The following is a 24,374-nucleotide window of genomic DNA, read 5'->3' as shown; positions in this document are numbered from 1 at the left end:
CTGAATGATACTGTTTAAAACTATAATCATCAGGATTATCCTAATCACTGGTTATGTTTCACCCAGATAAGATCATCTGTATTATAACCGATCTTTCTGGCTTTTTCAATAAAGCGCTGCCTGATGCTTTCGGGAAGGGATGTTGTTCTGGATAGGATCCACAGATATTTTAAGCTGTTTCCTGCTACTAAGGCATACTGATAATCCTCGTCTATATCAATAACGTTGTATCCGGCCCAGATTGGTTTGAAAAATGAAACTTTAAGACGGCCTATGGTTTTATCTTTTACAAATTTTGCTTCCCCGATGGATTCTTTCCAGACTTTTTGAAGATAATCGTATCCTTTATTGCTGACACGAATGGAGCCGTCAGGATTTCCAGAATATTCGGCAGTGACACTGTCCATATTTTTCTCGAATTTATAATCGAAACGGGCAATTTCATACCATCTTCCGAGGTATTTTTTAGCATCAAAATTATTGACTGCCGTTGCTCCTTTCGGGATTCCCGCAGAATATGAATTGTAGATCATCAGCCCCAGAACACCTAATGTGACCGGAACGGCAATTTTCTGAAGGGTTTTCATAACCGGAATATTTTGTGATTGTGATGAAAACGTCAAAAATAGTGCCTTTAGACTGTTAAGGAACAATAAATTCTAAGAAAAGACTTTCAGAAAGTTATCTTTAAAACTGCCGGAAACTTCAATTTCCGTATCATCCGTAAGCATAACGGTTCCGCTTTTATGGTAAGATTTTACAAATCCTGCATTGATGATATGGGAACGGTGAACTCTTACAAACGGATTTTCAAGCAGATCATCAAAATGTTTTAAAAAACGGCATACCATTTTTTTTGAACCGTCCGTAAGATAAACTTGTGTAAAATTTCCGTCTGCCTGCAGCCTTAAGATGTCTTCGGTTTTTACCACATCAAATCCCTGAAGTGTCGGCAGGATAAGCTGTTGTTTTTCAGGCTTTAATTTTAAGTTTTCAAGGAGAATTTTATTGCGGTTGAGCTCTTCTTTCTTTTCAAGGCTTTCTGCCACTTTATTCACAGCTAAAATAAGCTCCTGAATATCAATAGGTTTTAAAATATAATAGCTTGCAGATTTATTGAGCGCCTGTAGTGAGTATTGTGAAAATGCCGTGATAAAGATGGTTTCATAGGAGAAATCTTTGGTAGCTTCCAATACATCAAAGGCATTCCCGAAAGGCATTTCTACATCCAGAAAGACTAATTGGGGCTGGTTTTCTGCAATCAGCGGAACGGCTTCTCTGATGTTTTCCGCCTCTCCCGCAATTTCTACCTGCGGACAGTATTTTGTGAGATAATTCCTGAGAACTTCTCTTGCAATAACCTCATCGTCTACAATTACGGATTTTATTTTCATTTTTCAATCTGATCCGGTAAAACATCCGGATATTCATGTAAAAATAAAAAATATTTGGCTTACAAAATCATTATGCAGAATAAAACTCAAACTCATCCGGTCTTTTATGCCCGTTTCCATTTCCAGGCATAGATTACAATCAATATTGTTATAAAGCTTTCCAACAGGGCCAGGAAAACATAAAATGCACGCCATGCCGTAAGGGAAATAACCGCTATAAGCAGCATAACAGCTGTAAAAAATATGCCTAAAGCAATATTGAGTATTCTGTTGATCTTTGGTTTTAAAATGAGTGACAGAAAAACCATTACTGCCGGAAGTGATAGTGCAAAAGCTGCAATGAACAGTTTTAGAGGGGTATCCAGCAGGTTGGTTCCTTCCACAAGTCCTTTTGCTTTATCGGGTACATAGAGTTCAAAATAATCTCCGTAGAGATAGCACAGCGTGACAGCGGCCCAAAGACCTGAAAGTATAATTTTGATATTGACTTTCACGTCTTCAAATTTTGCAGAATTATTCATGATTAAGGTGTTTTTAAATTAAAATTTATTTGTTAAGATTTTTATTTTTCACTCCGGCAATCAACAGCCATAAACACGTACCTATTTCTCCTATGGAAGCAGGAAGTGTCATGTAATCTGATACAGCATAATCTGAAAAATGAGGAATGACTGTTCTGCCAAAAACGTTAAGTACATAGCCCAGACAGCCCAACATCAAAAATAGACCTAAGATCCGGGGTAAAAAGCCTGATTTATACACCAGATATCCGAATGGCAGAAGCCAGAGCCCCCAAAAGATCTGAACAATTAAAATTCCTTTATTGTACATATTCAGCAAAAACATAACCTGGGACTGCAGCTGTTCTTCATTAAATGCTTTTAAATACCCGGCTCCTTCAACAATGGTAAGGACAGAAAATTTGCTCTGCAGATTGATAAAGGAGACAGGAACACTGATTAACGCAAGAACCACCATGAGTTTTGCATAGTTCCCATTGACATTTTTCAACAATTTATACAGAATAAGGGGAAGGAAGGTAAAGGCAATATAACAGAGCATACTTCCGGCAATCCCTGCCCTGAATAACTGTGCTGAAGAAGAAATATTCTGAAATGTAAGCGAAGGGTTTTCCCAGACTATCAGTTTTGAGGGCACATACATTAAACTGAAAAGCCCTGTCAGTATGACAACGAGATAAATAAGCCCTGCCAGTCGTGCTGTTTTGTTTTCAATAGTCATCTTTTTAGTTTTAACTAATAAGACGAGACCATTTTTATTTTGTTACATGAAAACGAAGTATGTTAATAAAATTTTAAACAATTCTTTTAAAAATTGTTATTTTTATAACTAATCTCTACCAAAACCCCTGATTTATCTTTTTTATCCGTGACTCTGCATTGAATATCCTGATGATAAAGGTCATTCAGCAGGCTGATCCTTTCGAGTGTATTTTTCATTCCCCTGCCTTCTCTGGTTTTCTGGTGCTGTGTTTTCTGTTTTTTGCTGTCTTCAATACCTATTCCGTTGTCCTCAATAGTGATTTTTAAGCGTTGACTTTCTTTGGTAAAATTCAGTTTTAAAAATCCTTTTTCGGCTCTGTAGCGCAATCCATGCCATACTGCATTTTCGAGGAACGGCTGAATGAGCATTCCCGGAATTTTCAGGTTTTGCATATTCAGGCTTTCATCTACATCAATTTCGTAATCGAACTTATCAGCAAAACGTGTCTTTTCGAGGGCAAGATAATTTTGAAGCAGATCCAGTTCCTGCTGTAAAGGAATGAAGTCTTCGGCGGAATTTTCCATTACACCACGCATTAATTTGGAGAATTTCGTCAGATACTGATTGGCTTCCAGTTCATTATTGGTTGCAATAAAGTGATTGACGCTGTTTAAACTGTTAAAGATAAAATGCGGATTCATTTCACGCCGTAATGACTGAAGGGCAATTTTTTTATTTTTGATCTGAACTTTCTTCAGTGTCCTGAAAATAAAAACAATCAGTCCGGTAAGCAGGACCAAAGCTCCAATCAGACTGTAATTAAATATATTTTTTCTCCGGATCAGTGCATCTTTCAGCTCTTTTTCTTTTTCAAGCTGGGAAATCCTCTGCTCAGTATCTTCCAGAATTTTATTGTCTACAAGGCTTCTGTCCTTAGAAACCAGATCAGGAAGTTTTCCAAGAAAATCTCTGTACAGTGAAACTGAGGCATCGGTATTTCCTGTTATATTGTAAAGACTGTCCAGTCTTTTTACACTTTTTTGTGCTTCCAGCGTATGTCCTTTTTCCAGAGCAATTCCATAGGCATTTTTTAATAATACTACGGCTTCTTCGGGGTCATTTTTTTTAATATAAATATCGGCCAGTTCCTGAATCTGATTGACTTTTTCCTGTGAGTTTTCTTTAACGAAATCTTCTTTCAGGACTTTCTTTTTGGCTTCAATGGCCTTTTCAAAATTCCTGTTCTCGACATAGAAATCTGTAAGTTTCTGATTGATCTCCAAAGCCTGCTGAGGCGCTTCTTTTTTGGAAAGAACATAAGCATTATTTAGGTTTTCTTCTGCTTTGGGAATATCTTTCTGCTGTATATTCACATCTGCCATCTGGCTATAGCTTGTGGCAAGATCACCTTTATCCTTGTCCTTGAGGCTTATATTGATATTATCCTGAATGGCTTCCGCTTTCTGTTCAGCTGAAGGGGAAGAAAGTCTGGCTGCATCATTGGTATTGACTGCTCTACTTTTTTCACTATAACTTATCTCCGCAGCTCTGTTGTAATTACTGATAGCCGGAGTTATTTTGTTCTGCTTTTCCTGTGACTGGGCAATTTTCCGGGTAACTGTCTCCAGGTTTTTTTTGTCATTAAGGTTTTTATAAATGTTTCTGGCTTTAACCAAAAATTCTTCGCTTTTGGCATAGTTTCCCTGATTGTAATAATCGTTGGCAATTCCTACATAAGAATCTGCCACTCCTTTATTATCATTATTATCTACAGCTTTTTTCAGTCTTACTGCAGATTTATAGGCCTGTGTAACCCGTGTAGAATCCTGTGCTGTACAGAAATTTCCTGCAGCAAGGATAAAGATGAAGAGTATTTTAAAAACTAATTTCACGGATTTCAGATCTTTAGTGCAAAGTAAGTAAAACTTTATATAATCTTTTCAATTCTTTACCAAGTCAAAACTCTGTTTCACCAAGTTGTGTGGATTAAAAATGAGGCTGTTAGGCTTTTATTATTTTCTTAACCATTAAGATTTTATTAAGCTGTGAAGTTTAGTTGAGATAAATCATTCTGATTTTTAAGCTCTCAAGCAAAGCCTCTTCTTAATATTCTTAATAACTTAAATACAATCTTAATGATTTAAAATCCCATTTCAAAAATGGTAAAAAAACTCCTATCCAAAGGTTTTTCCTATTTCGAGTCATCCACCAAGTGAAAGCCTCAATTCACCAAGTCTCCCAATTTCAGGTTCCGGATCGCAGTAATTTTACTTCAGAATTTAAAACAAGAAATTATGAAATTAAGACATTTTTTATTGATCGGTATCTTTACTCTGGGAAGTTTTGCAAATGCACAGGAAGTAAAGAAAAATGCAATTGAAGTAACAGGTATTGCAGAAATGGAAGTGGAACCGGATGAAATTATCTTCAGTATCGGTATTAAAGCAGATAACAAGAATGAGTTGGCAGATAATGAAAAGAAACTGTTTGAAACGTTGAAAAATGCTGGGGTAAAGAATGATGACATCAAGTTTAAATCCATGTATCAGAATATATATGCCAAAAACGGAAAATTTACAAAAAGCTATACATTCAAAGCCAATACGAAGGCGAATATCAGCAAAATATTTGAAGACCTGAACCAGAAATGGGTAAGCAATCTGAATATAGCAGAAGTAAAGAACACTAAAATTTCAGATTTTCGGAAAACGGTTAAAATCAATGCGTTAAAAGCTGCGAAAGAGAAAGCTGATTATCTGTTGGAAAGTATGGGCAAAAAGACGGGTAATCCTCTTGAGATTGTAGAAATTGAAGACTATACAAGTGATACCGTGCTTCCCGTGGCTTACAAAAGCAGTATGAGAAATATACAGCTGGAAGCAGCGGATGCTCCTGCAGACATTTCTTTTGATAATATAGAGAATATCAAAATTAAATACAGTATCAAAACAAGATACGAAATCCTTTAGAATGAACAGATTTAAGAAACAGTCCGAAAGGGCTGTTTTTCTTTTTAAAGCTCAGTTTATAAGCTCACCAAGTGAAAGCTATGTTTCACCAAGTCTACAAATTTTCAGCTTTAAATACGGATAATTTTACTTCAAGAATTTAAAACAATAAACTATGAAACGTTATTTATTACTACTCATCGTATTTTCTGTTTCGTTTTTAAATGCACAGGAAATCAAAAAAGAAATCGAGGTAAAGCAGGCCACCGTATACCTGCAAGGCGCTAAAGTTGTCGGGAGCACTCATTTGAATCTTCAGAAAGGAAGAAATATGGTAAGAATCATCAATCTTCCCAATAATCTGGACGAAAACACTTATAAGATCAATCTTGAAAAGAATACTACCCTACTTTCCATCACGCCCCAGAGTAATTTTCTGAAAAATGATGAATTATCTGACAGCGAAAAAAAACTTGATGATGAAAGAAAAAAATTACAGAGACAGGTCAATCTGCTGAACATCCAGATCAAGAATCTGACCGGAGAACAGAATATCATCAACGATAATTTAAAAGTTTCCACCAATGACAGGTCTACTCCCCAGGAACAGCTGATGAAGCTGACCGAGTTTTACAGAAAAAGAATGCTGGAGATCGATAACCAGGTTTTTATTTTGAATGAACAGAAAACAGCTTTGGATGAAGGTATTGCTAAAATCAATAAGCAGTCTGCAGAAGAACAGACGAATAAAAATACCAACAGGAAAGAACTTGTTCTGGAAATCCTTGCAGACAATGAAACCAGTCTCAATTTAGGAGTAAGCTATATCGTTTCTGATGCTGGCTGGGTTCCTTCCTACGATTTACGCGCTGAATCTGTAAAGAAACCGCTTGAAATGGTTTATAAAGGAAAAATTTATCAGAAAACAGGACAGGATTGGAAAAATATAAAATTATTTGTTTCCACCTACAGACCTTCTTACAATCAGGATAGACCAATTCTTTCTCCACTTTATGTGGCTGAATATTCGGCTTATAATGCTCAGAGTGAAACAGCGAACTACAGACTAAAAGCTGTTGCAAAAGAAGTAAATTCTTATCAAATGAGAGAAGATGCTGCTGTGAAGCCAAGCCAGATTCCGGTAGCAACAGTATCGGACAGCCAGATGAATGTCATTTATGAGCTTAATTATGACCAGACAATTTTGAGCCAGGAAAAAGAACAGTATGTAATTCTAGATAAAAAGCAAATTGATGCTACATACAAATACCATACAGTTCCGAAACTGAACAACCAGGTGTTCCTGATGGCTTTCATTAAAAACTGGCAAAATCTTAATCTGATCTCCGGTGAAGCCAATATCTATTTTGAAGATAATTATATCGGTAAAACCAATATCACAAGCAATTATGTAAAAGATGAATTCCCGATTTCTCTGGGTGCAGACGAAAGAATTACCGTAAAAAGGATCAAACTGGAAGACAAAATCTCTCAAAAAACACTGAATACTAATAAGTGGGACACTGAATCCTATCAGATCAGCATCAGAAACAATACAAAGGAAAGCATCGAGCTGGAAATCCTTGACCAGCTTCCGATCAGTGAAAATTCTAAAATACTTGTTAAAGCTTTGGAAATAGGAAACGGAAGTTTTGATGATAAAACAGGAAGCATCCTTTGGAACAGAAATATCAACAGCGGAAGTTCGGACAAAATCAATTTCTCTTATGAAGTGAAGTACCCTAAAGATATGCAGATACAATATTATAACAGATAACCAATAAAAAACAATATTATGACAACTTTAAAAATCTTAGCACTGACAGCCGCTACCGCTTTTTTAAGCTCCGGAAGTTTTTCAGAAATCCGCTGTTCAAACAGTAATACACCCGGCAGAGAGGCATTGATCCAAAATGCTTCTGCAATTCCGGCAATAACAACCACGAAAGACAATAAGATTCAGGTGGCACTGCTGCTGGATACTTCCAACAGTATGGACGGACTTATTGATCAGGCGAAATCGAGACTGTGGAATATTGTGAACACCTTAACCACACTGAAATACAACGGGCAGGCTCCTCAGATCGAAATTGCGCTTTATGAATACGGAAATGACGGCATACGGGATGAAAACTACATCCGCCAGGTAACTCCGCTTACACAGGATCTGGATCTGGTTTCCGAGAAATTATTTGCCCTGAGAACCAACGGCGGAAATGAATATTGCGGTGCCGTGATCAGAGATGCTTCAGCAAATCTGAACTGGGATGGTAATGAAAAAAGTATGAAACTGATCTATATTGCAGGCAATGAGCCCTTTGATCAGGGGAAAATAAATTACAAAGAAGTAATTTCAAAAGCAAAAAACAAAAATATCTACACGAATACTATTTTCTGTGGAAGCAGAGATGAAGGCACTCAGACGTTCTGGCAGGACGGAGCTGTTACAGGCGGTGGAAAATATTTCAATATCGACAGCGACAGGAAGGTGATTTATATTGAAACACCATATGATGTAAGGATCTCGGAATGTAATACAAAACTGAATGACACTTACATTTATTACGGAAGCCACGGCTCTGAATATAAGCTTAAGCAGGCTGCTCAGGACAAAAATGCCGAAGTGCAGTCGGTTTCCAATTATGTGGAAAGAACCGTTGCCAAGTCTAAGAAGAATGCTTATAAAAATGATCACTGGGATCTTGTAGACAAAGCTGAAAAAGATGCAGATTTTATTACCACCGTGAAGGAAGATGCATTACCTGCTGAATTAAAAGGTAAAAATAAAGAAGAGATCAAAAAAGCAGTTGCTGCAAAATCTGCGGAACGCGGAAAGATTCAAAAGGAAATTGAAGAACTGTCTAAAAAACGCCAAAGTTTTATTGATGCAGAAATGAAGAAAAGAGGCAGCTCGGATTCTGATGATCTTGGAAAAGCTATAGAAAGTTCTATCATGGAACTTGCCAAAAAGAATGGCTACAGTCTTTAGGTGTCAAAAAGCCGTTTCAAACTAATGAAACGGCTTTTTCAATGGTTTTCGGATCTGACAGTGTCTTCATATCCGTTTCATTTTGTAATTATCAATCATTCTGCTTCTATTTTATCTGATGAATAGTAAACAATGATGAAGTTCCCGACAGTAAATTCAAGGATACGAGTGTTGTTTTCACACCGAAAAGCAGCTGGTCTCCTGCATTTAAAGCTACCATGGTCTGGGTTCTCCTTGTAGGCGGGGATACATTAATTGCAGTAAGAACAGTCACATTTGTATAGGTTTCTTCTGCTATTAACGTAGGAACAGCAGATCCCTTTTTTACAAAAATGCCTACTCCCAAATCATCAAGGGAAACCAGGGAAGAGACTTTCATCTGTACATATACTTCATAAATTCCATCTTTTGGGGCAGTAAATGTATTATTAGATATATTGAAATCGTTATGCTCATCTATCAGCTCCTTATCAAATACAATCTTTAACCAATTGGTAAGTCCTGAAATAGCAACCAACGGAATCGTGGTATTTACTCCGGTACCGGAAACATATGATCTTCCACTTGAATTGAATACCTGATCTCTTGAAACTGTCTGAACATATCCCCCACTGTTTCTCACCAAAAGAGAATCTGCACAAGATGCTTCTATACATTTTTCCGCTTCGCGAAGCCTAAGATTACCATTGACGTCTAACATCGCTGTCGGAGCATCAGTGTTTATACCTATCTGGGACCAAACTCTTACTGTCAACAGAACAAACAGTAATACTAAAATACTTTCTTTGCTTTTCATGATCTGTAGGATTTGTTAGTTAAGCAAATTTAGATTTTAGAGAGAGAATATGTTTACTTCAATTTCATTAAACAGTGATTTATTATCTAATGCTAATCTATTTATTAACCAATGTTAATAATAGAATTAAAATAAATTCATTAGTCCTAATAAATTAAATAATATTTATAAATTCCTGATTCAAAAACACAATATGAATTACGACGAATTTATAAAAATTTATTTTGACCAGAATGAATTTTTAGATGAAAATGATAAACAAAAACTACTTGGTATGGTAAAAATAATAAATTATCCTGCCAATAAAATAGTATTATATAGAGGTGACGAAACTGATCATGTAGGTGTAATTGCGAAAGGATTAATACGCGCTTACGATAAAAAAAACAAAACTGTGTGGTTTTTTCATGAAAATAATGTCTACGGATCTATCGAGGTTTTAATGCAGAAACGTCCCTCATCATTAACCTATGAAACCTTAGAAGAAACAACAATATTTTTATTCAATTATAATGATCTGGAGAATAATATCAACAAACACCCCAATATTTCAGCACTACTATTAATGTTTTGGAGAAAAACAGCAATGGAGATCTATCATAAGTTTTCTTCTTTTCTTCATCTGTCCCCCGAAAAAAGATACCTGAATTTACTTAATCATAATTCAAAATTAATTTTACGGGTAAAATCTAAAGATCTCGCTACTTATCTTGGTATGCACCCCGTTTCCCTCAGCAGGCTGAAAAAAAGATATTATAACAAAAAATAAATCTGACAGTTTCAGCACTTCTCCGCCCGGTCTTTATCTTCCGAATTTAAAATATCCTGAAAGTACATGCTTCCTGTTTTTCATAAAATCGGAAGCCATTCCCATTCCCGTCACAGAAAAAGTGATTCCATTTCCTCCGAAACCCAGAACAAAATAAGAGTTTTTAAATTTTTTATGCACTCCGATATAAGGCAGTCCATCCTGAGTTTCTCCAAAAGTTCCGGCCCAGACAAAGTCGGTATAGAAATGACAGTCGGGTTTTATCTTTTTAAGGCTTTTCAGGATCTCTTTTTCTTTTTTGTTTAATAAAGCATCACGCTTTCCGGCATCATAGAAATCCTCATCACCACCACCAATCAGAAGCCTTCCGTCATCTGTCGTCCGCATGTAGATGTAAGGATCATCTGTATTCCAGACCAGTGTGCTGCTGATATTTCTGAATTTGTCATTATCTATTTCCGAAACAATGGCATAAGTACTTTTTAAATTAACAAAGTTTTCTTTCAGCAGGTTTTTACTTTCATAACCGATACAGTAGATGACTTTTTCAGCTTTGATCTGAAAACCGCTTTTTGTTGTTACCAGATTAAAACCTTTATGGTATTCCACCTTCTTCATTTCAGTTTTATCAAAAATTTTCAGTCCTTTTTTTACGTTATGCTCAAATAATTCATGGGCAAACTTAAAGGCATCAATACTGGCTCCCTGCCTGGAAACAATTCCGCCGTATGTATTTTCAAATCCAAACTGTTCCTTAATTTGATCTGCTTCGAGCCACTTCACCTCAAATCCGGCATTTTTCCTCGCTTTGTATTCTTCTTTAAGCCAAGCCACATCTTTCTTTTTCGAAGCAAAGTACAAAGATTTCTTACGCTTAAAACCTGCTTCAGATTTAATCAGTTTTGAAAGCTTTTCAAGAGTGTCTATAGCATCAGAACAGGCTTTATAACTTTCCAATGCTCCTTTTTTTCCTATTTTTTCAGTCAGTTCAAAAAGGGGAACATCTATTTCATACTGCAGCATGGAAGTTGTGGCAGAAGTACTTCCGTTACAAAGCTCACGCTTATCAATCAGGATCGTTTTATAACCATCCTTTATCATCTGATGAGCAATAAGACTTCCTGTAATCCCACCTCCTATGATTAATACATCACAGATTTCATCAGATTTCAGGGAGGGATAGGAAACTGTTAATCCATTCTTTAAAAGCCAGAAAGGTTCATTCGATTTTAAATCCATAATTGAATATTACATTAAAAACAATAATATTTATAAGTATTTTAACTATTTATTATCATTTTATGGTGCAATTATTGTACCCAGTTCTAAAATCCAACCACCTAAAATAATTATTATGATAACGATTATTCCAGAAGCTCCGGAGAATGTTGCAGCATTCAATGCAACCGGAGAAGTGACTAAAGAAGATTTTGACAACCTTGTCATTCCTCATGTAAAAGAAAAAGTAGATCAGTTTGGCGAGCTGAATTACTTATTGTATTTGGATACTGATCTGGATAAGTTTACCGCAGGAGCATGGCTTGAAGATGCCCTTTTAGGATTAAAGAACCTTACAAGATGGAACAGGACGGCTATTGTTACGGATAAAGAGGGTGTACAGAATTTTACAGATATTTTCAGTGTTCTGATGCCGGGAGAGTTTAAATCTTTCCCTAAAGAAAACTTATATAATGCACTTTACTGGTGTAAGAACGGTAATGAAGTAGAAGTGTAAAATTATTTTATAAAGAAAAAAGAGACTTTGTTCATGTGGACAAAGTCTCTTTTGTATTTAAATTGTTATTTCAATTGTCATATTTTATTTATCACAAGGGACGCATTCCATAGCTGTATCCTCACTGTCGGGAGCTTCTTTGCCGTACAGATACCTGTATCTCAGACTTATTGCCAGTCCGATGAATGTCATCCCCACTCCTACCAGTGAAGGATATTTAAATGAGAATCCATATTCCAGAGGAATTCCCCCTAAAAATGCCCCCATTGCATTGGCAATATTAAAAGCGGCCTGCATAAACGCAGCAGCCATCATTTCACTTTTAGGTGCGGCTTTCATCATCATGATATTGATAGGTGCAGCAACGGACATCGAAAGTGCTCCACAAACAAATGTCAGTACAAGGGCTAAATTCTGATATTCTGCAAGGAAAAATACACCTGCAAGGGAAATCATCATCAGAAAGATCAGTAATACACATGTTTTTTCAGGCCCAAGTCTATCGGAAATAAATCCTCCGGCAAGGTTTCCGACAACCATTCCTGCTCCTGCAAGGATCATGACATAAGCCATCTGATTGCTTTGAATCCCCGCAACTATTGTCATTAAAGGTGTAATATAGCTGAACCATGTAAAAAGCCCTCCAAATCCAATGGCAGTTATCCCTAAAACCAGCCAGGACTGTTTGTTTTTAAGAAATTTAAGCTCTTCCATAAAATGGGTATCCTGATTGGACTCTATAGCAGGAAGCCATAATTTCAGGAACAATATGGCAAAAAGCCCTATTAATGCTACAATTGCAAAGTACAGCCTCCAATGATAAACATGTCCGATATACGTAACCAGCGGAACCATCACAAGATTAGCCACCGTAAGCCCTGTAAACATCAAGGATATATAAAATGCCTCCTTCCCTTTTCCGGCCATACGGGATGCCACTACAGTTCCAACTCCGAAAAATGCGCCATGAGGAAGCCCGGACATAAACCTGATAATCATCATTGTTGTATAGTCGGGTGCTACCGCGGAAAGTCCATTAAATAATGTGAAAAGGATCATCAGAACCATCAACACTTTTTTTGGCGGAAATTTTACGGAATACCCAATCAGGATTGGTGCTCCGATCACAACTCCCATAGCATAAGCTGAAATCAGGTGGCCAGCTTCAGGAATGGTAATTTTTAAGGTATTGGCAATATCGGGAAGCAGTCCCATAACGGTAAATTCGGTAGTTCCGATTCCCAGCCCGCCTATTGCCAGCGGTATTATTCTTTTATCAATCTTCATTTGTCAGTAAACTTCTTTTTCGAATTAATTTTAATTGATTTTTTTCTAAAAAATAAAAGTAGCAGCTAATTTTATTTTGAAAAGGCAAAATTCGTGAGAAATATCGGTTTCCACTTCTCTTAAAATGATAAAAATTTGCTCCATATTAACCTATTTGTGTAATTTTAAAATCAGAATCAATCAAAAGAGAACAGTATGAAAATTCAGAAAGAGGTCATAGAGTTTGAAAACGGTAAATCTTTTAAGCTTTTCTCACCGTCTTTAAAAAACTGTTTTTTCTGGCATCATCATCCGGAAATAGAACTTGTTTATGTGGAAGCAATCAATGGAATACGCCACGTTGGACGGGATATTTCTGTTTTTACTGAAAGTGATCTGCTTCTGATAGGTTCCAATGTACCACATCTTAATTTTGATTACGGTATCCAGACGGAATGCAGACAGCTGGTGCTTCAGATGCGGGAAAATTTTCTTCAGGATATTATTATTCCCGTACCTGAGTTTGAAAATATTAAAAAACTTCTGGAAAGATCATATCTGGGACTTTCGTTCTCAGGAGAAACAAAAAAAAGGGTTGTTGAAAAACTAAATACCATCAAGGATAAAAGTTCTTTTGAATCCCTGATAGGGTTAATCGAAATCCTGCAAACCCTTGCTTCTTCAGATGAAGTAAAAGAACTGAACAAGGAAGATACAAGGATAAAATGGTTTCTGAACGACAAAATCAGAATGGGAACCATCTATGATTATATTCACGAAAATTACGACAAGAAGCCTAACGTTAATGAAATTGCAAAGATTGTAAGTCTCAGCACTCCTGCCTTCTGCCGCTATTTTAAAAAGCAGACGAATATGACTTTTACGGATTTTGTTAATAATTACAGGATCAATCAGGCTAAGATATTCCTGCTGAAGGACTATTCTGTGACGGAGGTTTGCTTTCAGGTGGGTTTTGAGAGTCTGTCTTATTTTAATAAGTTATTTAAGCAGCATACCGGTGAAACTCCATCAGAATTCAGGAAAAAACATTTGAAGAATATTGAAGTACATAGTTAATAACGGATATACTAGCCTGATTAATACCTGCAAGGAAAGAATTGCTATTTAAATATTTCTAAAAGTTCCAATGCTGTCGTAATGAGTACGAATCCCAGCGTTGCAAGATATCCCATAAATGTAACATAGGTCCCTTTTTTATAAGAATCAAAATATTTAATATGGACCATAAGCCCAATACCATTTAAAATAATTAAAGCAGAAAGCACTATTTTCTTACCAGGAAAATAACTGCCTAATATCCAATAATAAAATGCAATTCCCAGTAAGATAATCACACCAGAGAACAGGTCTGTTTTTCTGATCATTTCATAATGTTTTTTGAAGCTCTTCTTTTCTGCAGTAAAGAGAATTATTGCTAATATAATGAATACTCTCTAAAAATTCAGTTTCAAAAGAGTAAATAAAAAATATTGATATATACAGTTAATCGATATATTTATAAATAATTAAGAACTTCCAGATAACATCCAGATTATTATAAATTAAAAAAACTGAAATGAAAAATATTATTTTATTTATCCTTCTTTTTTCAATAAAAGGGTATTCTCAAAATATAAGCAAAATCAGGATTGACAGCTTAATAACCGCTATTGAAAACAATAACCAGGACATGGGCTCTGTTTCTGTTTTTAAAAATGGAGAAGAAGTCTATAAAAGAACTTTTGGAGACATCAATATATCAGCATTGAAAATAACTCCTAACCTAAAATACAATATAGGTTCTGTTTCCAAAATGATTACCGCAACATTGGTGTTCAAATTAGTTGATGAAAAGAAAATTACTTTAAATGATAAACTTTCTTCCTTTTTCCCTGAAATTCCAAACTCAGATAACATAACAATTAAAAATCTTCTGGAACACACCAGCGGATTGCAGAATTTCATAATAAAAGACAGCAATAACCATTGGTTGAAAAAACAAGCCTCTCAAAAAGAAATTATTGATGAAATAATAAAACAGGGTTATGCATTTCAACCCGGTGAAAAAGTTTTATATTCTAATTCTGCCTATTATTTACTTGCCAAAATCATAGAAAAAAAATACAATTCCAGCTACAGTGCGGCTTTAGAAAAAACAATAATAAAACCTCTTAAGCTGCAGAATTTTGCTTCTTTTCATAATCATAATTACAATAATATTGCTCCATCCTACCTGTATGAAGACGGCTGGAAAAAAACAGATGATTTTTATTTTGAAAATGTAATTGGTGTTGGTGACATTGCCTCTACCATGTATGATACCAATCTTTTTATTTCCCAACTGTTTACAGGCAAAATTATTAGCAAAGCTTCTTTAAAAGCAATGACCCCCACAGATGGAGATTTCTTTGGAAGAGGATTAATCAATACTTCGTTTGGTGGAAATATTTTATATGGCCATCATGGAGATACTTATGGTTCTCACAGCATTGTTTTATATGATCCCAACAACAGAATAGCCATTTCACTGGTTTTAAACGGGGAGAGACTCAGCAAGGATGATTTTGTTTATTACCTTCTAAACTGTATTTACAAAAACAAAAGGAGTTTATCAGAAAGACAGATAAACAGTACAGAAGCCGGGCTCTATACCGGAACTTACAACTCATCCGAACTTCCCATTAAATTGAAGCTGTCTTATGAAGGTAAATTTTTAAAGGCCGAAGTTATAGGGGACTCTCCATTCGTTCTCGATAAAATTGGAGAAAATAAGTTTGAATATTTTGCCTCAGGAATTATCATTGAATTTAATCCTTCAGAAAAGAAAATGCTTTTAAAACAAAGAGGACAAAAATATCAGTTCACTAAAGATCAATAAGTAAAAATTAATGTGTTAAAAAGCATACATCATAAAAAACCGCTTCAAAGTGAAGCGGTTTATATTTTTAGTGGATATGTTTTTCAGCGTGGTAAGAACTTCTTACTAATGGAGAACTTTCTACGTGTCTGAAGCCTAGGCTTCTTGCAAAATCTCCGAATTCATCAAACTCTTCCGGTGTAATGAATTTTTTTACAGGCAGATGCTTTTTGGTAGGCTGAAGATACTGTCCAAGCGTAATCACATCTACATTGGCATTTCTGATGTCTTCAATCGTCTGGAAAACCTCATCTTTAGTTTCGCCCAGGCCAAGCATTACCCCAGTTTTTGTTCTTCTCTGGCCTGCTTCTTTTAAATATCTCAGAACTTCTAAGCTTCTTTCATATTTAGCCTGTATTCTCACTTCTCTCGTAAGACGTTTTACAGTTTCCATATTGTGGGAAATTACTTCCGGAGCTACAGCAACCAATCTGTCAAGGTGTTTCGTAATTCCCTGGAAGTCGGGAATAAGCGTTTCCATTGTTGTACCCGGAGAAATTCTTCTTACTGCATTTACAGTTTCACCCCAAAGGATGGATCCCATATCTTTAAGATCATCACGGTCTACAGAAGTAAGAACCGCATGTTTGATCTTCATCAATTTGATGGAACGCGCTACTTTTTCAGGCTCATCCCAGTTTACATCAAGCGGTTTTCCTGTTTTTACACCGCAGAATCCGCAGCTTCTTGTACAGATATTCCCCAGGATCATGAACGTTGCCGTTCCTTCTCCCCAACATTCACCCATATTCGGACAGCTTCCGCTCTGGCATATGGTATTTAATTTATATTTGTCGACCAAAGTCCTAAGCTCCCTGTAGTTTTTTCCGGTAGGAAGTTTTACACGGATCCACTTTGGTTTCTGAACGGTAGTATCTTGAACTAAATTTTCCATTTCTAAAATTGAAGTTCAAAGTTAAGGAATTTTTAATGGAAACCATCTACCGGAAAAATTGATGGAACAGATAATGTGAAACAGAGAAATTACTATTCCTAAAAAGACAAAAATTCGTCGGCTCCAAATTCCCCTCCCCTGGAGGGGTGGCGAAAATTCAAAGAATTTTTGACGGGGTGGTTGACCATTAAACTCTCTTAAGCCAAGCCTTTTAAGTATAGATTCTTAATAATTAAATTACTAATTATCATCAAATTCATTATTTTTCAGCAGTTCAGCAAGAACCTTTTTGGCACGCATCACCCTTACTTTAGTATTGGCAATGGAAATTCCAAGTTCTTCTGCAATCTCTTTAATGCTTTTTTCCTCAAAAAACCTTAATCTGATAATATCCTGGTAATTGGCATCGAGTGATTCAATGGTTTTGATGATTTTTTTCTGTTCTTCATCAGAGATCATCAGCTCTTCAGGGGATTTTGCAAATTGGTTTTTAACCTCATCTAGGTTTTCGGTCGGATCCTGATTTTCACGGCTTCTTTTTCTCCAGAAATCAATCACTGTATTCTGGGCAATGGTTAATATCCAGGTTTTAAACTGAAAATGAGGATCGTACATATCCAGTTTCGACAGTACTTTGGAAAAAACATTTACCGTGATCTCATCTGCATCATTTTCATCTCTTACTTTCTTCATCACAAAAGAGAAAACATCCACCCAAAAGATATTGATGAGTCTGGTCTGGGCTTTCTGGTCCTTTTCTTTTGCCTTTTGAATAAGCAGAAATAGCTGTTCGTCGTTCATTACTAACAAATATAATTTTTTTAAGTGAAAGAACAAAGAGGCATATTTCTCTGTTCTCATTATACCCATGAATTTCTTATCTTTGCACGGTAAAATTTTAAAGAAAATTATAGATGAATTCCTTTATAGAAGAACTAAAATGGCGTGGTCTTTTTGCCGATATGATGCCAGGAACCGATGAACAGCTGAATAAAGAGGTAACTACTGCATATATTGGTTTCGACCCGACTGCTGATTCTTTGCATATCGGAAGTCTTATCCAGATCAAAATTTTAGCGCATTTCCAGCAGCACGGGCACAAGCCGATCGCTTTGGTAGGAGGTGCTACAGGGATGATTGGTGACCCTTCAGGGAAGTCTGCAGAAAGAAACCTGCTGGATGAAGCTACTCTTCTTCACTATGTTGACTGTTTAAAGAACCAGCTTTCAAGATTTCTGGATTTTAACGGTGACGGTCCCAACAAAGCAGAATTGGTCAACAATTATGACTGGATGAAAAATATTTCTTTCCTTGATTTTGCCAAAAACGTAGGAAAAAACATCACAGTCAATTATATGATGGCGAAAGACTCTGTAAAGAAGAGATTTTCGGGAGACGGAGGAGCAGACGGGATGAGTTTTACGGAATTTACTTACCAGCTTATCCAGGGATATGATTTCCTTCATCTGTATCAGAATAACAATGTAAAGCTTCAGATGGGAGGTTCTGACCAGTGGGGAAATATTACCACAGGTACGGAACTGATCCGCAGAAAGGCCCAGGGAGAAGCATTTGCATTAACCGTTCCTTTGATCACCAAAGCTGACGGTTCTAAATTCGGGAAGTCGGAAAGCGGAGAAAACTACTGGCTGGATAAAAAGAAAACTTCACCGTACAAATTCTACCAGTTCTGGCTGAATGCTACGGATGAGGATGCTGAAAGATTTATCAAATTCTATACATTCTTAGGTAAGGAGGAAATTGAAGCTTTAATTGAAGAACACAAAACAGCTCCCCATGAAAGAAAACTTCAGAAGAAATTAGCTGAAGAAGTTACTGTATGGGTACATGGCAGAGAAGAATATGAAAAAGCGGTGAAAGCCTCTGAAATCCTTTTCGGACGTTCTACTGCTGAAGATCTGGTAAGCCTTGATGAGGAAACTTTCCTTGAGGTATTTGACGGTGTTCCTCAGAAAGAGCTTCCAAAGACAGATGTTCTGGGAGTAAGCATCATTGATCTTCTTTCTGAAAAATCAGGGTTCTTAAAGTCTAAAAGTGAGGCCCAGAGAGAAATCAAAGGAAATGCAATCTCTGTAAACAAAGAAAAGGTAAATGACACCTATACAGCCAACGAAAGTGAGCTGATTGACGGTAAATTTTTACTGCTTCAAAAAGGTAAGAAAAGTTACTTTATTGTAAAAACAATATAAAATAAAAGAGGCGGTTTTGATTCAGACCGCCTCTCCACTATAAAAAATTATATGAAAAGACTAAAGTTGTGTTTTTAGTTTTTTACATCATTTACTGATTACTTTTTTTGCTGAGCATTATCAGGAAGACTGTACGTAATATTCCCTTTTTCATCAAGAAAATCTATTTTTGCCTCACCTCCTGCATCTACAGACAGTCTCAGCCTGGGTTTTCCGGCCCGGTCAGCCAGCATTACAGTAGCTTTCTTTTGTTCATCTCTTCCCACAAAAACCCTTTTTGCAAACGCAGGTTCACCGGAACGGGGTTCCATAAGCTGCTTAATTTTTTTACTTCTTTCCTCTGCATCGGTTATTTTTGCCGCCTGATGATACTGCTGATTCCATTCGGAGAATACGGGTGATTCCTGCCAGTCATCTACATTCAGCCCCATTTTGCGGTTTCCGTTCTGGTCACCGTATGACAAATAAAGAATTTGATTTTGATTATGCTGGTCAAACGCCAGATGGCCTGATGCAGAATACTTTCCATTAGCGTCTGTTTTTCCTGAAAATATTAACCCTCCCACTTCGCTTTCTTCTTCATTAAAAAAGATAAGCCCTGTACGTTCTCCTCCTTTAAGGCCAAAAGGCTTTCCTTTAAACAGAGGTTCCGGTGAACGTTCTTTATTTGAAATGGTCATTCTCAGCTTTCCGTCTTTTTCAATGATATTGATCCGCTCCACATCTATCTGATCAAATCTTTTTTTGTCCTGTGAAACAAATCCGGATAATAGAATGAGGCCGGTTGTAAGAATCATTACTGTACAGATAATCTGCAAACGGATTATCTTCTTTTCAAGCTTATTAACTTTATCCATCATAAAACCAGATTTAAATATTAATTCTATTCAATCAAATCTCCAGAAACGTTACTTCCTGATTATTTTTCTGGTTTGAATTTTTCCGTCTTTGAATATGATCTTCATCAAATAGATTCCTGAAGGAAATTCTGAAATATCTATTTTATCAGCCTTTTTAAGCTCAGTAATCTTTCTTCCTTCTGCATCATTCATTTCTATTTTTACTATTTTTTCCCCATTATTGATGTTTATATAATCTGAACTGGGATTAGGGTAAATATCAACCTGCTTATTGGCTGTAACATCTTCAGTACCTAGTGTAAGCGTATTTTTCCCGTAAGTAAGATAACGGCTATGGATCGCAGGAAAACCTACAATTGTTGTGTCTGAAAAACCGATCGCCAATAGAATTCCAGCATAACCCGATGAGATCCAGCTATAACCTACAAATATCGTATTTGATGTTGGACCGCCTGCTGTATTACTTGTGATATTTTTTTCCACTTTCACTCTTAATGTATTGGGAAATATACCCAAAGCTGTTTTAAGTGTTCCGTAAGCATCTACGGTAACGGTCTGTGTTCCCGTCTCAGTAAAGGATGTCGAAGTATTGTGACCGGCCCATGTATCCGTAAAAGTCTGTAAATAAGTAACCGGAAATTTTAGTTCCAGTGATGGATCGGTATAGGTATAATAAGTAGTTACTCCACCACTTATCGATTTAGTTCCAAGAGTCAGAAGCTCATTATTAGCATACTGGAAATAGGAATAACTTTCTCCACCACCTGATTCAACAATTTTATTAGCCAGTGGGAAATGGGAATCAGAGCAATTGGAATTACCACCTGGGCAGTCATATCGGGTCTGTGTACTTGTGTTGGCAGATGTATACTGGGAAAAATCCCATGAAACGTTAGCTCCGGATGGTCCGGGCGTTAAAGCACTCAACTGTGTGAGATCTACCCCGTAATAAGTAACAGGACCTGGCTGGATGGCATGCGTAGCCGAAACAACCGGCTGCGCACCTATTTTTGCAATGATAAGAATCAAAAGAGTAAGATATAACTTTTTCATAATTTTTTTATTTATAGAAATTGATTGTACGGTATTGGCAAAAGTCACCTGTATTTTATTTCATCTTAATCTCTATGCTTCCTTCATCAAAGCTTTCAATATTTTTATCGGTAAAAATACTTTTTGCTTTCGGCTGTACAGTTTCCAGCAGCTTCTCCGAGCTTCCCGTGTGCATTACCGTGATGGTGGATACTGCAGCATTATACTTCATACTGGTATCAGTCACCCCGCCTACTCCCGAAATGATACCATCCAGTTTTTTAAGGTTAGTAAGATCTATACCGGAAATTTTTATAATGGTTTTATTACTGTCTTCACTGGCTTTAGCAGTGTTCTTTTTATTCTTCTTACCAAATAATGACCCCAGTTTACTGCCTGTACCGGAAGCCCGGTCAGCAGTATTCGATGCACGGTCTACTTTATCTATTGTCCGGTCTATTTTGTCTAAAAAACTCTGTGCTTTTATCATGGAAATATTACATACTGCAAAAGCAAAACTCATGAATACTATTTTTTTCATACTCTGTTTTTTTAAGGTTAATTGAAAATCTTTTATGTTTGTTTTACAGTACAAATTTTGGGTAATCGGGATCAGGAAAAAACTGTATCCATAAATATTTTATAAAAAACAGCAGAACTTTTTATAAAAAGTAAGGCTTCAAAAAAAATTATAAAAAACTCATTTCCATAGAATTAAACATCAAACTCATGATTAAAACTCAATCAGGAATTTCAGGCAGTATGATATATGAAAAGAGAGACTTTGATTTCAAGGTCTCTCTTTTTTATACAAAATTTTAAACTGAAAAAATTACTTAATCTTTTAAAAAAAACACTACAGATAAAATTATAAAGCTGTACTGTTTCTTCAGAAAAACAGTCAATTAGAGTGAATATTGTTTTGTAAAATCGGCACCATCTGTCGTTAAATTGATCGTTTCATTCACTATTGCTGTGCCGTTCTTTTCTACCTTATAAGTTCCTGTAATGGCAGAATGAAAATTAATAACCTGAATTGAGGCTGCTAAGGCTACAATAGGAGAATTCGTTTCAATAATATAGGTTTTGGTAGCGCCCTCAAAGTTACTGTCATTCAATCCTACAGCTGTCTGACCATTCTGAACGGTCCCATTAATTTTCCAGATAGAAGTGCTGTTTTGATAATCGCTCCCGGAAGCGACTACCGAAACATAGTCATCCGTAGCATTTACCCCATTCAAAGTAACAGTTATTTTATAATTGGCACCACCGTTTCCAGGTCCGTCACCGCCTCCCGGTTCATCATCATCTTTGCTGCATGAAGATACAAAGCCCAAGAGAAGCGCTGTCAGTAAGAAGGCAAAGGCATTTCTGAATGTTCTGTGTAAATTGATTTTTTTCATAATTCTCATATTTTAATTTATAAACTAATTCCTATTTAAATTTTTACGCATATCTGACCGGTTTTGTTTCAGAAATTGCTGAAGGTTGTTGCAACCATATTTTATCCTAAAACTTATATGAAATACCAGCTTTACCTCCTGAAGCCACAGTTCCGCCTCCAAACTCCACATTTACGGCAAAATGATCGGTGAAATAATATCTGGCTCCCGCCTGGCCTGCAAAACCTACTCCTGAAGAATCTCCGTCATAGTAATCATCAAAATCCTGATCTTCGAACTTATACGAGAATGAGTTATAGGCAAGAGTTACTCCCGCATAAATGTCCCATTTGTTAGGAATTTTAAAAAGTGAATTAAAATGGTAGTTTCCATTAACTCCTATTCCGAACCAGGACCCCTTGATGTTTCCTGTATATTTTTCGGTAGAGTAACTTCCTTCCAGCCCTACCGTAATATCATTATGCACTCCATAATCAAGTCCGGCATATACCGGCATTCCCCAGCCACTTGAAAAACCTATTCCTGCATTGATCTGCGCTTCGCCTTTCTGAACTCTCTGTGCATTAACGGTGCTGAAAAGACCGATAAGCCCGAGAAAAATAATTTTCTGTTTCATTTAATTTTTTAATGTTTTATGTTGATTTTAATTTGGTTTGTTACTAAAAATCCGCTGTGCATTTTGAAGAAATACCTGAGAGTTATGAAAGCCGGTCGATATGCCTAAATCTGAAAAAACTAGTAAAATTTAGTTAGGGCACATCTGCTGATCTGAAATGATGAAACCGAAACCTGGCCAAAATGCACATGCCGGATCTATTTTTTAAGAAATTTTTTCACAATAGATTTCCCGTTTTTCAATTCTGCTTTCAGAATATAACTTCCCGTAGACAGGTGAGAAATATTGATTTTATCTGTTTTCAAAGATTCCCAAACTATTTTTCCTTCCATATTGCTGATCTCTGCTTTCACAACAGATTCTCTTGTTTTTAAATTAATATAATCCGAACTGGGATTGGGAAAGATATCCGCATGAGCATCCTCAGATGCATCCAGATCCATAGTAGACAATTGGCCATTATTGCCATAGGTGAAAGAACGTGTTTGATTTGTGGGAAATCCTGCAAGAGTTATATTATTAAACGAAATAAGCAGTAAAGTCCCTTTATAATTGGGGGACAGCCACATATAAGATTCGCTTACAACGGTCATCGTAGGGCTTCCTGTTACATTTGTAGTGATATTCTGTACCCTTTTAATCCTTAAAGTATTCGAAAAAGTCCCTGCAGGAGTAATAAGTGCTCCGTATCCATCTACAGTAATTGTCTGAGTTCCTGTTTCTGTATTTCCTGCAGGATCAGAATGAGAGCTCCAGGAATCACTAAATGTTTGCTGGTAAGTGATCGGATATTTCTGGTCCAACTTATAATTGTCAAAAATTTGCTTTGCCACATTATTGTTTTGGTCAACAACTTTACTTCCTACCGTTGAAATTTCATTATTTGAAAACAGCATATAAGAATAAGAATCTGATCCTGCAATTCCTATTAGCATGTTTGCTACAGGAAAATCCGAACAGTTAACATTTCCCGGACAGTTATAAGTTGTTTGCGAAGTAGTTCCGGCAGAGGTATATTGAGAAAAATCCCAGGTCTGGTTAGCTCCTGAAGGTCCCGGTACTAAATTAGCAAGTGTAGTGCCGTCTGCATGACTATACGTTAAGGTTCCCAACTGACTGCCATGACTTGCCGGAATTACAGGCTGTGCAGAGATAAAAACGCCTGTACATATTAAAAAGCTGAAATAAATTGTTTTCATAATTTAATGTTTTTGGATTATTAAACTCTCACAAGTTGATCTGGATGCGTATCACAAAACTATTCTGTATCCCTGACAGGAACAATACATAAAAAACAGTATTTACTTCTACCAGTTTTTA

Annotated in this window: 25 protein-coding genes; 8 read left to right on the top strand and 17 right to left on the bottom strand. The window is 36.4% G+C overall.

What is annotated here, in order from left to right; genetic code table 11:
* Positions 1 to 44 precede the first annotated feature (44 nt).
* The 5 genes from ACQWU4_RS14775 to ACQWU4_RS14755 all read right to left on the bottom strand — a co-directional run bounded on the left by ACQWU4_RS14775 (position 45) and on the right by ACQWU4_RS14755 (position 4,510).
* On the bottom strand, positions 45 to 587 hold the full coding sequence (locus ACQWU4_RS14775) for a lipocalin family protein (protein WP_429936513.1): 543 nt from the start codon (positions 585 to 587) through the stop codon (positions 45 to 47).
* A 72-nt stretch (positions 588 to 659) separates the two neighbouring features.
* Positions 660 to 1,394, bottom strand: coding sequence for a LytR/AlgR family response regulator transcription factor (locus tag ACQWU4_RS14770; RefSeq protein WP_429936512.1), 735 nt, complete (start codon positions 1,392 to 1,394; stop codon positions 660 to 662).
* 104 nt (positions 1,395 to 1,498) lie between these two features.
* Positions 1,499 to 1,915, bottom strand: a complete 417-nt coding sequence (locus ACQWU4_RS14765; protein ID WP_429936511.1) for a DUF6326 family protein — start codon at positions 1,913 to 1,915, stop codon at positions 1,499 to 1,501.
* Between the two features lie 25 nt (positions 1,916 to 1,940).
* Positions 1,941 to 2,636, bottom strand: coding sequence for a DUF4386 domain-containing protein (locus ACQWU4_RS14760; protein WP_429936510.1), 696 nt, complete (start codon positions 2,634 to 2,636; stop codon positions 1,941 to 1,943).
* Positions 2,637 to 2,722: 86 nt separating this feature from the next.
* Positions 2,723 to 4,510, bottom strand: a complete 1,788-nt coding sequence (locus ACQWU4_RS14755) for a tetratricopeptide repeat-containing sensor histidine kinase (protein WP_429936509.1) — start codon at positions 4,508 to 4,510, stop codon at positions 2,723 to 2,725.
* Positions 4,511 to 4,912: 402 nt separating this feature from the next.
* Here ACQWU4_RS14755 and ACQWU4_RS14750 point away from each other — a divergent pair, with 402 nt between their 5' ends.
* From ACQWU4_RS14750 to ACQWU4_RS14740, 3 genes are all read left to right on the top strand, one after another.
* The gene (locus tag ACQWU4_RS14750) at positions 4,913 to 5,587 is read left to right on the top strand and encodes an SIMPL domain-containing protein (protein ID WP_429936508.1); all 675 of its coding nucleotides are present in this window, start codon (positions 4,913 to 4,915) and stop codon (positions 5,585 to 5,587) included.
* Between the two features lie 154 nt (positions 5,588 to 5,741).
* A complete protein-coding gene (locus ACQWU4_RS14745; protein ID WP_429936507.1) occupies positions 5,742 to 7,343 on the top strand; it encodes a DUF4139 domain-containing protein in 1,602 nt (533 codons plus the stop codon).
* A gap of 18 nt (positions 7,344 to 7,361) precedes the next feature.
* The gene (locus tag ACQWU4_RS14740) at positions 7,362 to 8,555 is read left to right on the top strand and encodes a vWA domain-containing protein (RefSeq protein WP_429936506.1); all 1,194 of its coding nucleotides are present in this window, start codon (positions 7,362 to 7,364) and stop codon (positions 8,553 to 8,555) included.
* 106 nt (positions 8,556 to 8,661) lie between these two features.
* Here ACQWU4_RS14740 and ACQWU4_RS14735 read toward each other — a convergent pair whose 3' ends face one another.
* Positions 8,662 to 9,351 (bottom strand): hypothetical protein, encoded by a 690-nt coding sequence (locus ACQWU4_RS14735; protein ID WP_429936505.1) that lies wholly within the window; start codon positions 9,349 to 9,351, stop codon positions 8,662 to 8,664.
* Positions 9,352 to 9,544: 193 nt separating this feature from the next.
* Here ACQWU4_RS14735 and ACQWU4_RS14730 point away from each other — a divergent pair, with 193 nt between their 5' ends.
* Positions 9,545 to 10,120: a Crp/Fnr family transcriptional regulator gene (locus ACQWU4_RS14730; protein ID WP_429936504.1), complete on the top strand. Its 576-nt coding sequence runs from the start codon at positions 9,545 to 9,547 to the stop codon at positions 10,118 to 10,120.
* Between the two features lie 33 nt (positions 10,121 to 10,153).
* Here ACQWU4_RS14730 and ACQWU4_RS14725 read toward each other — a convergent pair whose 3' ends face one another.
* Entirely contained in the window at positions 10,154 to 11,359 is a 1,206-nt protein-coding gene (locus ACQWU4_RS14725; RefSeq protein ID WP_429936503.1) for an NAD(P)/FAD-dependent oxidoreductase, read from the bottom strand.
* A 115-nt stretch (positions 11,360 to 11,474) separates the two neighbouring features.
* On the opposite strand from ACQWU4_RS14725, the gene ACQWU4_RS14720 reads away from it, so the two are divergent.
* Positions 11,475 to 11,855 (top strand): STAS/SEC14 domain-containing protein, encoded by a 381-nt coding sequence (locus tag ACQWU4_RS14720; RefSeq protein ID WP_429936502.1) that lies wholly within the window; start codon positions 11,475 to 11,477, stop codon positions 11,853 to 11,855.
* Positions 11,856 to 11,939: 84 nt separating this feature from the next.
* On the opposite strand, the gene ACQWU4_RS14715 is transcribed toward ACQWU4_RS14720, so the two are convergent.
* The gene (locus tag ACQWU4_RS14715) at positions 11,940 to 13,142 is read right to left on the bottom strand and encodes an MFS transporter (RefSeq protein ID WP_429936501.1); all 1,203 of its coding nucleotides are present in this window, start codon (positions 13,140 to 13,142) and stop codon (positions 11,940 to 11,942) included.
* Between the two features lie 195 nt (positions 13,143 to 13,337).
* On the opposite strand from ACQWU4_RS14715, the gene ACQWU4_RS14710 reads away from it, so the two are divergent.
* A complete protein-coding gene (locus tag ACQWU4_RS14710; protein ID WP_429936500.1) occupies positions 13,338 to 14,198 on the top strand; it encodes an AraC family transcriptional regulator in 861 nt (286 codons plus the stop codon).
* A gap of 44 nt (positions 14,199 to 14,242) precedes the next feature.
* Here ACQWU4_RS14710 and ACQWU4_RS14705 read toward each other — a convergent pair whose 3' ends face one another.
* On the bottom strand, positions 14,243 to 14,506 hold the full coding sequence (locus ACQWU4_RS14705; protein ID WP_429936499.1) for a hypothetical protein: 264 nt from the start codon (positions 14,504 to 14,506) through the stop codon (positions 14,243 to 14,245).
* Between the two features lie 191 nt (positions 14,507 to 14,697).
* Here ACQWU4_RS14705 and ACQWU4_RS14700 point away from each other — a divergent pair, with 191 nt between their 5' ends.
* Positions 14,698 to 15,999 (top strand): serine hydrolase domain-containing protein, encoded by a 1,302-nt coding sequence (locus ACQWU4_RS14700; protein WP_429936498.1) that lies wholly within the window; start codon positions 14,698 to 14,700, stop codon positions 15,997 to 15,999.
* A gap of 67 nt (positions 16,000 to 16,066) precedes the next feature.
* On the opposite strand, the gene lipA is transcribed toward ACQWU4_RS14700, so the two are convergent.
* Both lipA and ACQWU4_RS14690 read right to left on the bottom strand, forming a co-directional pair.
* Positions 16,067 to 16,933 carry a lipoyl synthase gene (gene lipA, locus ACQWU4_RS14695; protein WP_429936497.1) on the bottom strand — a complete coding sequence of 289 codons (867 nt, stop codon included), beginning with the start codon at positions 16,931 to 16,933 and terminating at the stop codon, positions 16,067 to 16,069.
* 240 nt (positions 16,934 to 17,173) lie between these two features.
* Positions 17,174 to 17,734: an RNA polymerase sigma factor gene (locus ACQWU4_RS14690; RefSeq protein WP_429936496.1), complete on the bottom strand. Its 561-nt coding sequence runs from the start codon at positions 17,732 to 17,734 to the stop codon at positions 17,174 to 17,176.
* Positions 17,735 to 17,847: 113 nt separating this feature from the next.
* On the opposite strand from ACQWU4_RS14690, the gene tyrS reads away from it, so the two are divergent.
* Complete coding sequence (gene tyrS, locus ACQWU4_RS14685; protein WP_429936495.1) at positions 17,848 to 19,143, top strand: tyrosine--tRNA ligase; 1,296 nt, start codon at positions 17,848 to 17,850, stop codon at positions 19,141 to 19,143.
* Positions 19,144 to 19,241: 98 nt separating this feature from the next.
* Here the strand turns inward: tyrS and ACQWU4_RS14680 are convergent, their stop codons facing one another.
* From ACQWU4_RS14680 to ACQWU4_RS14655, 6 genes are all read right to left on the bottom strand, one after another.
* Complete coding sequence (locus tag ACQWU4_RS14680) at positions 19,242 to 20,003, bottom strand: hypothetical protein (protein ID WP_429936494.1); 762 nt, start codon at positions 20,001 to 20,003, stop codon at positions 19,242 to 19,244.
* Positions 20,004 to 20,051: 48 nt separating this feature from the next.
* Complete coding sequence (locus tag ACQWU4_RS14675; RefSeq protein ID WP_429936493.1) at positions 20,052 to 21,056, bottom strand: T9SS type A sorting domain-containing protein; 1,005 nt, start codon at positions 21,054 to 21,056, stop codon at positions 20,052 to 20,054.
* Between the two features lie 55 nt (positions 21,057 to 21,111).
* On the bottom strand, positions 21,112 to 21,576 hold the full coding sequence (locus ACQWU4_RS14670) for a hypothetical protein (protein WP_429936492.1): 465 nt from the start codon (positions 21,574 to 21,576) through the stop codon (positions 21,112 to 21,114).
* A gap of 364 nt (positions 21,577 to 21,940) precedes the next feature.
* Positions 21,941 to 22,438 (bottom strand): hypothetical protein, encoded by a 498-nt coding sequence (locus ACQWU4_RS14665; RefSeq protein WP_429936491.1) that lies wholly within the window; start codon positions 22,436 to 22,438, stop codon positions 21,941 to 21,943.
* A 106-nt stretch (positions 22,439 to 22,544) separates the two neighbouring features.
* A complete protein-coding gene (locus ACQWU4_RS14660; protein ID WP_429936490.1) occupies positions 22,545 to 23,054 on the bottom strand; it encodes an outer membrane protein in 510 nt (169 codons plus the stop codon).
* A gap of 197 nt (positions 23,055 to 23,251) precedes the next feature.
* Positions 23,252 to 24,253, bottom strand: coding sequence for a T9SS type A sorting domain-containing protein (locus ACQWU4_RS14655; protein ID WP_429936489.1), 1,002 nt, complete (start codon positions 24,251 to 24,253; stop codon positions 23,252 to 23,254).
* Positions 24,254 to 24,374 lie beyond the last annotated feature (121 nt).

It is taken from the genome of Chryseobacterium sp. MIQD13 (assembly GCF_050496705.1).
GTDB lineage: Bacteria > Bacteroidota > Bacteroidia > Flavobacteriales > Weeksellaceae > Chryseobacterium.
Note: the sequence above shows the minus strand (reverse complement) of the source record. Positions and strands in the feature narration are given on the sequence as shown.

What these genes read in the sequence shown, in the direction of transcription:
- ACQWU4_RS14775 (WP_429936513.1), bottom strand. Translation starts at nt 587, where the DNA reads ATGAAAACCCTTCAGAAAATTGCCGTTCCGGTCACATTAGGTGTTCTG.
- ACQWU4_RS14770 (WP_429936512.1), bottom strand. Translation starts at nt 1,394, where the DNA reads ATGAAAATAAAATCCGTAATTGTAGACGATGAGGTTATTGCAAGAGAA.
- ACQWU4_RS14765 (WP_429936511.1), bottom strand. Translation starts at nt 1,915, where the DNA reads ATGAATAATTCTGCAAAATTTGAAGACGTGAAAGTCAATATCAAAATT.
- ACQWU4_RS14760 (WP_429936510.1), bottom strand. Translation starts at nt 2,636, where the DNA reads ATGACTATTGAAAACAAAACAGCACGACTGGCAGGGCTTATTTATCTC.
- ACQWU4_RS14750 (WP_429936508.1), top strand. Translation starts at nt 4,913, where the DNA reads ATGAAATTAAGACATTTTTTATTGATCGGTATCTTTACTCTGGGAAGT.
- ACQWU4_RS14745 (WP_429936507.1), top strand. Translation starts at nt 5,742, where the DNA reads ATGAAACGTTATTTATTACTACTCATCGTATTTTCTGTTTCGTTTTTA.
- ACQWU4_RS14740 (WP_429936506.1), top strand. Translation starts at nt 7,362, where the DNA reads ATGACAACTTTAAAAATCTTAGCACTGACAGCCGCTACCGCTTTTTTA.
- ACQWU4_RS14735 (WP_429936505.1), bottom strand. Translation starts at nt 9,351, where the DNA reads ATGAAAAGCAAAGAAAGTATTTTAGTATTACTGTTTGTTCTGTTGACA.
- ACQWU4_RS14730 (WP_429936504.1), top strand. Translation starts at nt 9,545, where the DNA reads ATGAATTACGACGAATTTATAAAAATTTATTTTGACCAGAATGAATTT.
- ACQWU4_RS14725 (WP_429936503.1), bottom strand. Translation starts at nt 11,359, where the DNA reads ATGGATTTAAAATCGAATGAACCTTTCTGGCTTTTAAAGAATGGATTA.
- ACQWU4_RS14720 (WP_429936502.1), top strand. Translation starts at nt 11,475, where the DNA reads ATGATAACGATTATTCCAGAAGCTCCGGAGAATGTTGCAGCATTCAAT.
- ACQWU4_RS14715 (WP_429936501.1), bottom strand. Translation starts at nt 13,142, where the DNA reads ATGAAGATTGATAAAAGAATAATACCGCTGGCAATAGGCGGGCTGGGA.
- ACQWU4_RS14710 (WP_429936500.1), top strand. Translation starts at nt 13,338, where the DNA reads ATGAAAATTCAGAAAGAGGTCATAGAGTTTGAAAACGGTAAATCTTTT.
- ACQWU4_RS14705 (WP_429936499.1), bottom strand. Translation starts at nt 14,506, where the DNA reads ATGATCAGAAAAACAGACCTGTTCTCTGGTGTGATTATCTTACTGGGA.
- ACQWU4_RS14700 (WP_429936498.1), top strand. Translation starts at nt 14,698, where the DNA reads ATGAAAAATATTATTTTATTTATCCTTCTTTTTTCAATAAAAGGGTAT.
- lipA (WP_429936497.1), bottom strand. Translation starts at nt 16,933, where the DNA reads ATGGAAAATTTAGTTCAAGATACTACCGTTCAGAAACCAAAGTGGATC.
- ACQWU4_RS14690 (WP_429936496.1), bottom strand. Translation starts at nt 17,734, where the DNA reads ATGAACGACGAACAGCTATTTCTGCTTATTCAAAAGGCAAAAGAAAAG.
- tyrS (WP_429936495.1), top strand. Translation starts at nt 17,848, where the DNA reads ATGAATTCCTTTATAGAAGAACTAAAATGGCGTGGTCTTTTTGCCGAT.
- ACQWU4_RS14680 (WP_429936494.1), bottom strand. Translation starts at nt 20,003, where the DNA reads ATGATGGATAAAGTTAATAAGCTTGAAAAGAAGATAATCCGTTTGCAG.
- ACQWU4_RS14675 (WP_429936493.1), bottom strand. Translation starts at nt 21,056, where the DNA reads ATGAAAAAGTTATATCTTACTCTTTTGATTCTTATCATTGCAAAAATA.
- ACQWU4_RS14670 (WP_429936492.1), bottom strand. Translation starts at nt 21,576, where the DNA reads ATGAAAAAAATAGTATTCATGAGTTTTGCTTTTGCAGTATGTAATATT.
- ACQWU4_RS14665 (WP_429936491.1), bottom strand. Translation starts at nt 22,438, where the DNA reads ATGAAAAAAATCAATTTACACAGAACATTCAGAAATGCCTTTGCCTTC.
- ACQWU4_RS14660 (WP_429936490.1), bottom strand. Translation starts at nt 23,054, where the DNA reads ATGAAACAGAAAATTATTTTTCTCGGGCTTATCGGTCTTTTCAGCACC.
- ACQWU4_RS14655 (WP_429936489.1), bottom strand. Translation starts at nt 24,253, where the DNA reads ATGAAAACAATTTATTTCAGCTTTTTAATATGTACAGGCGTTTTTATC.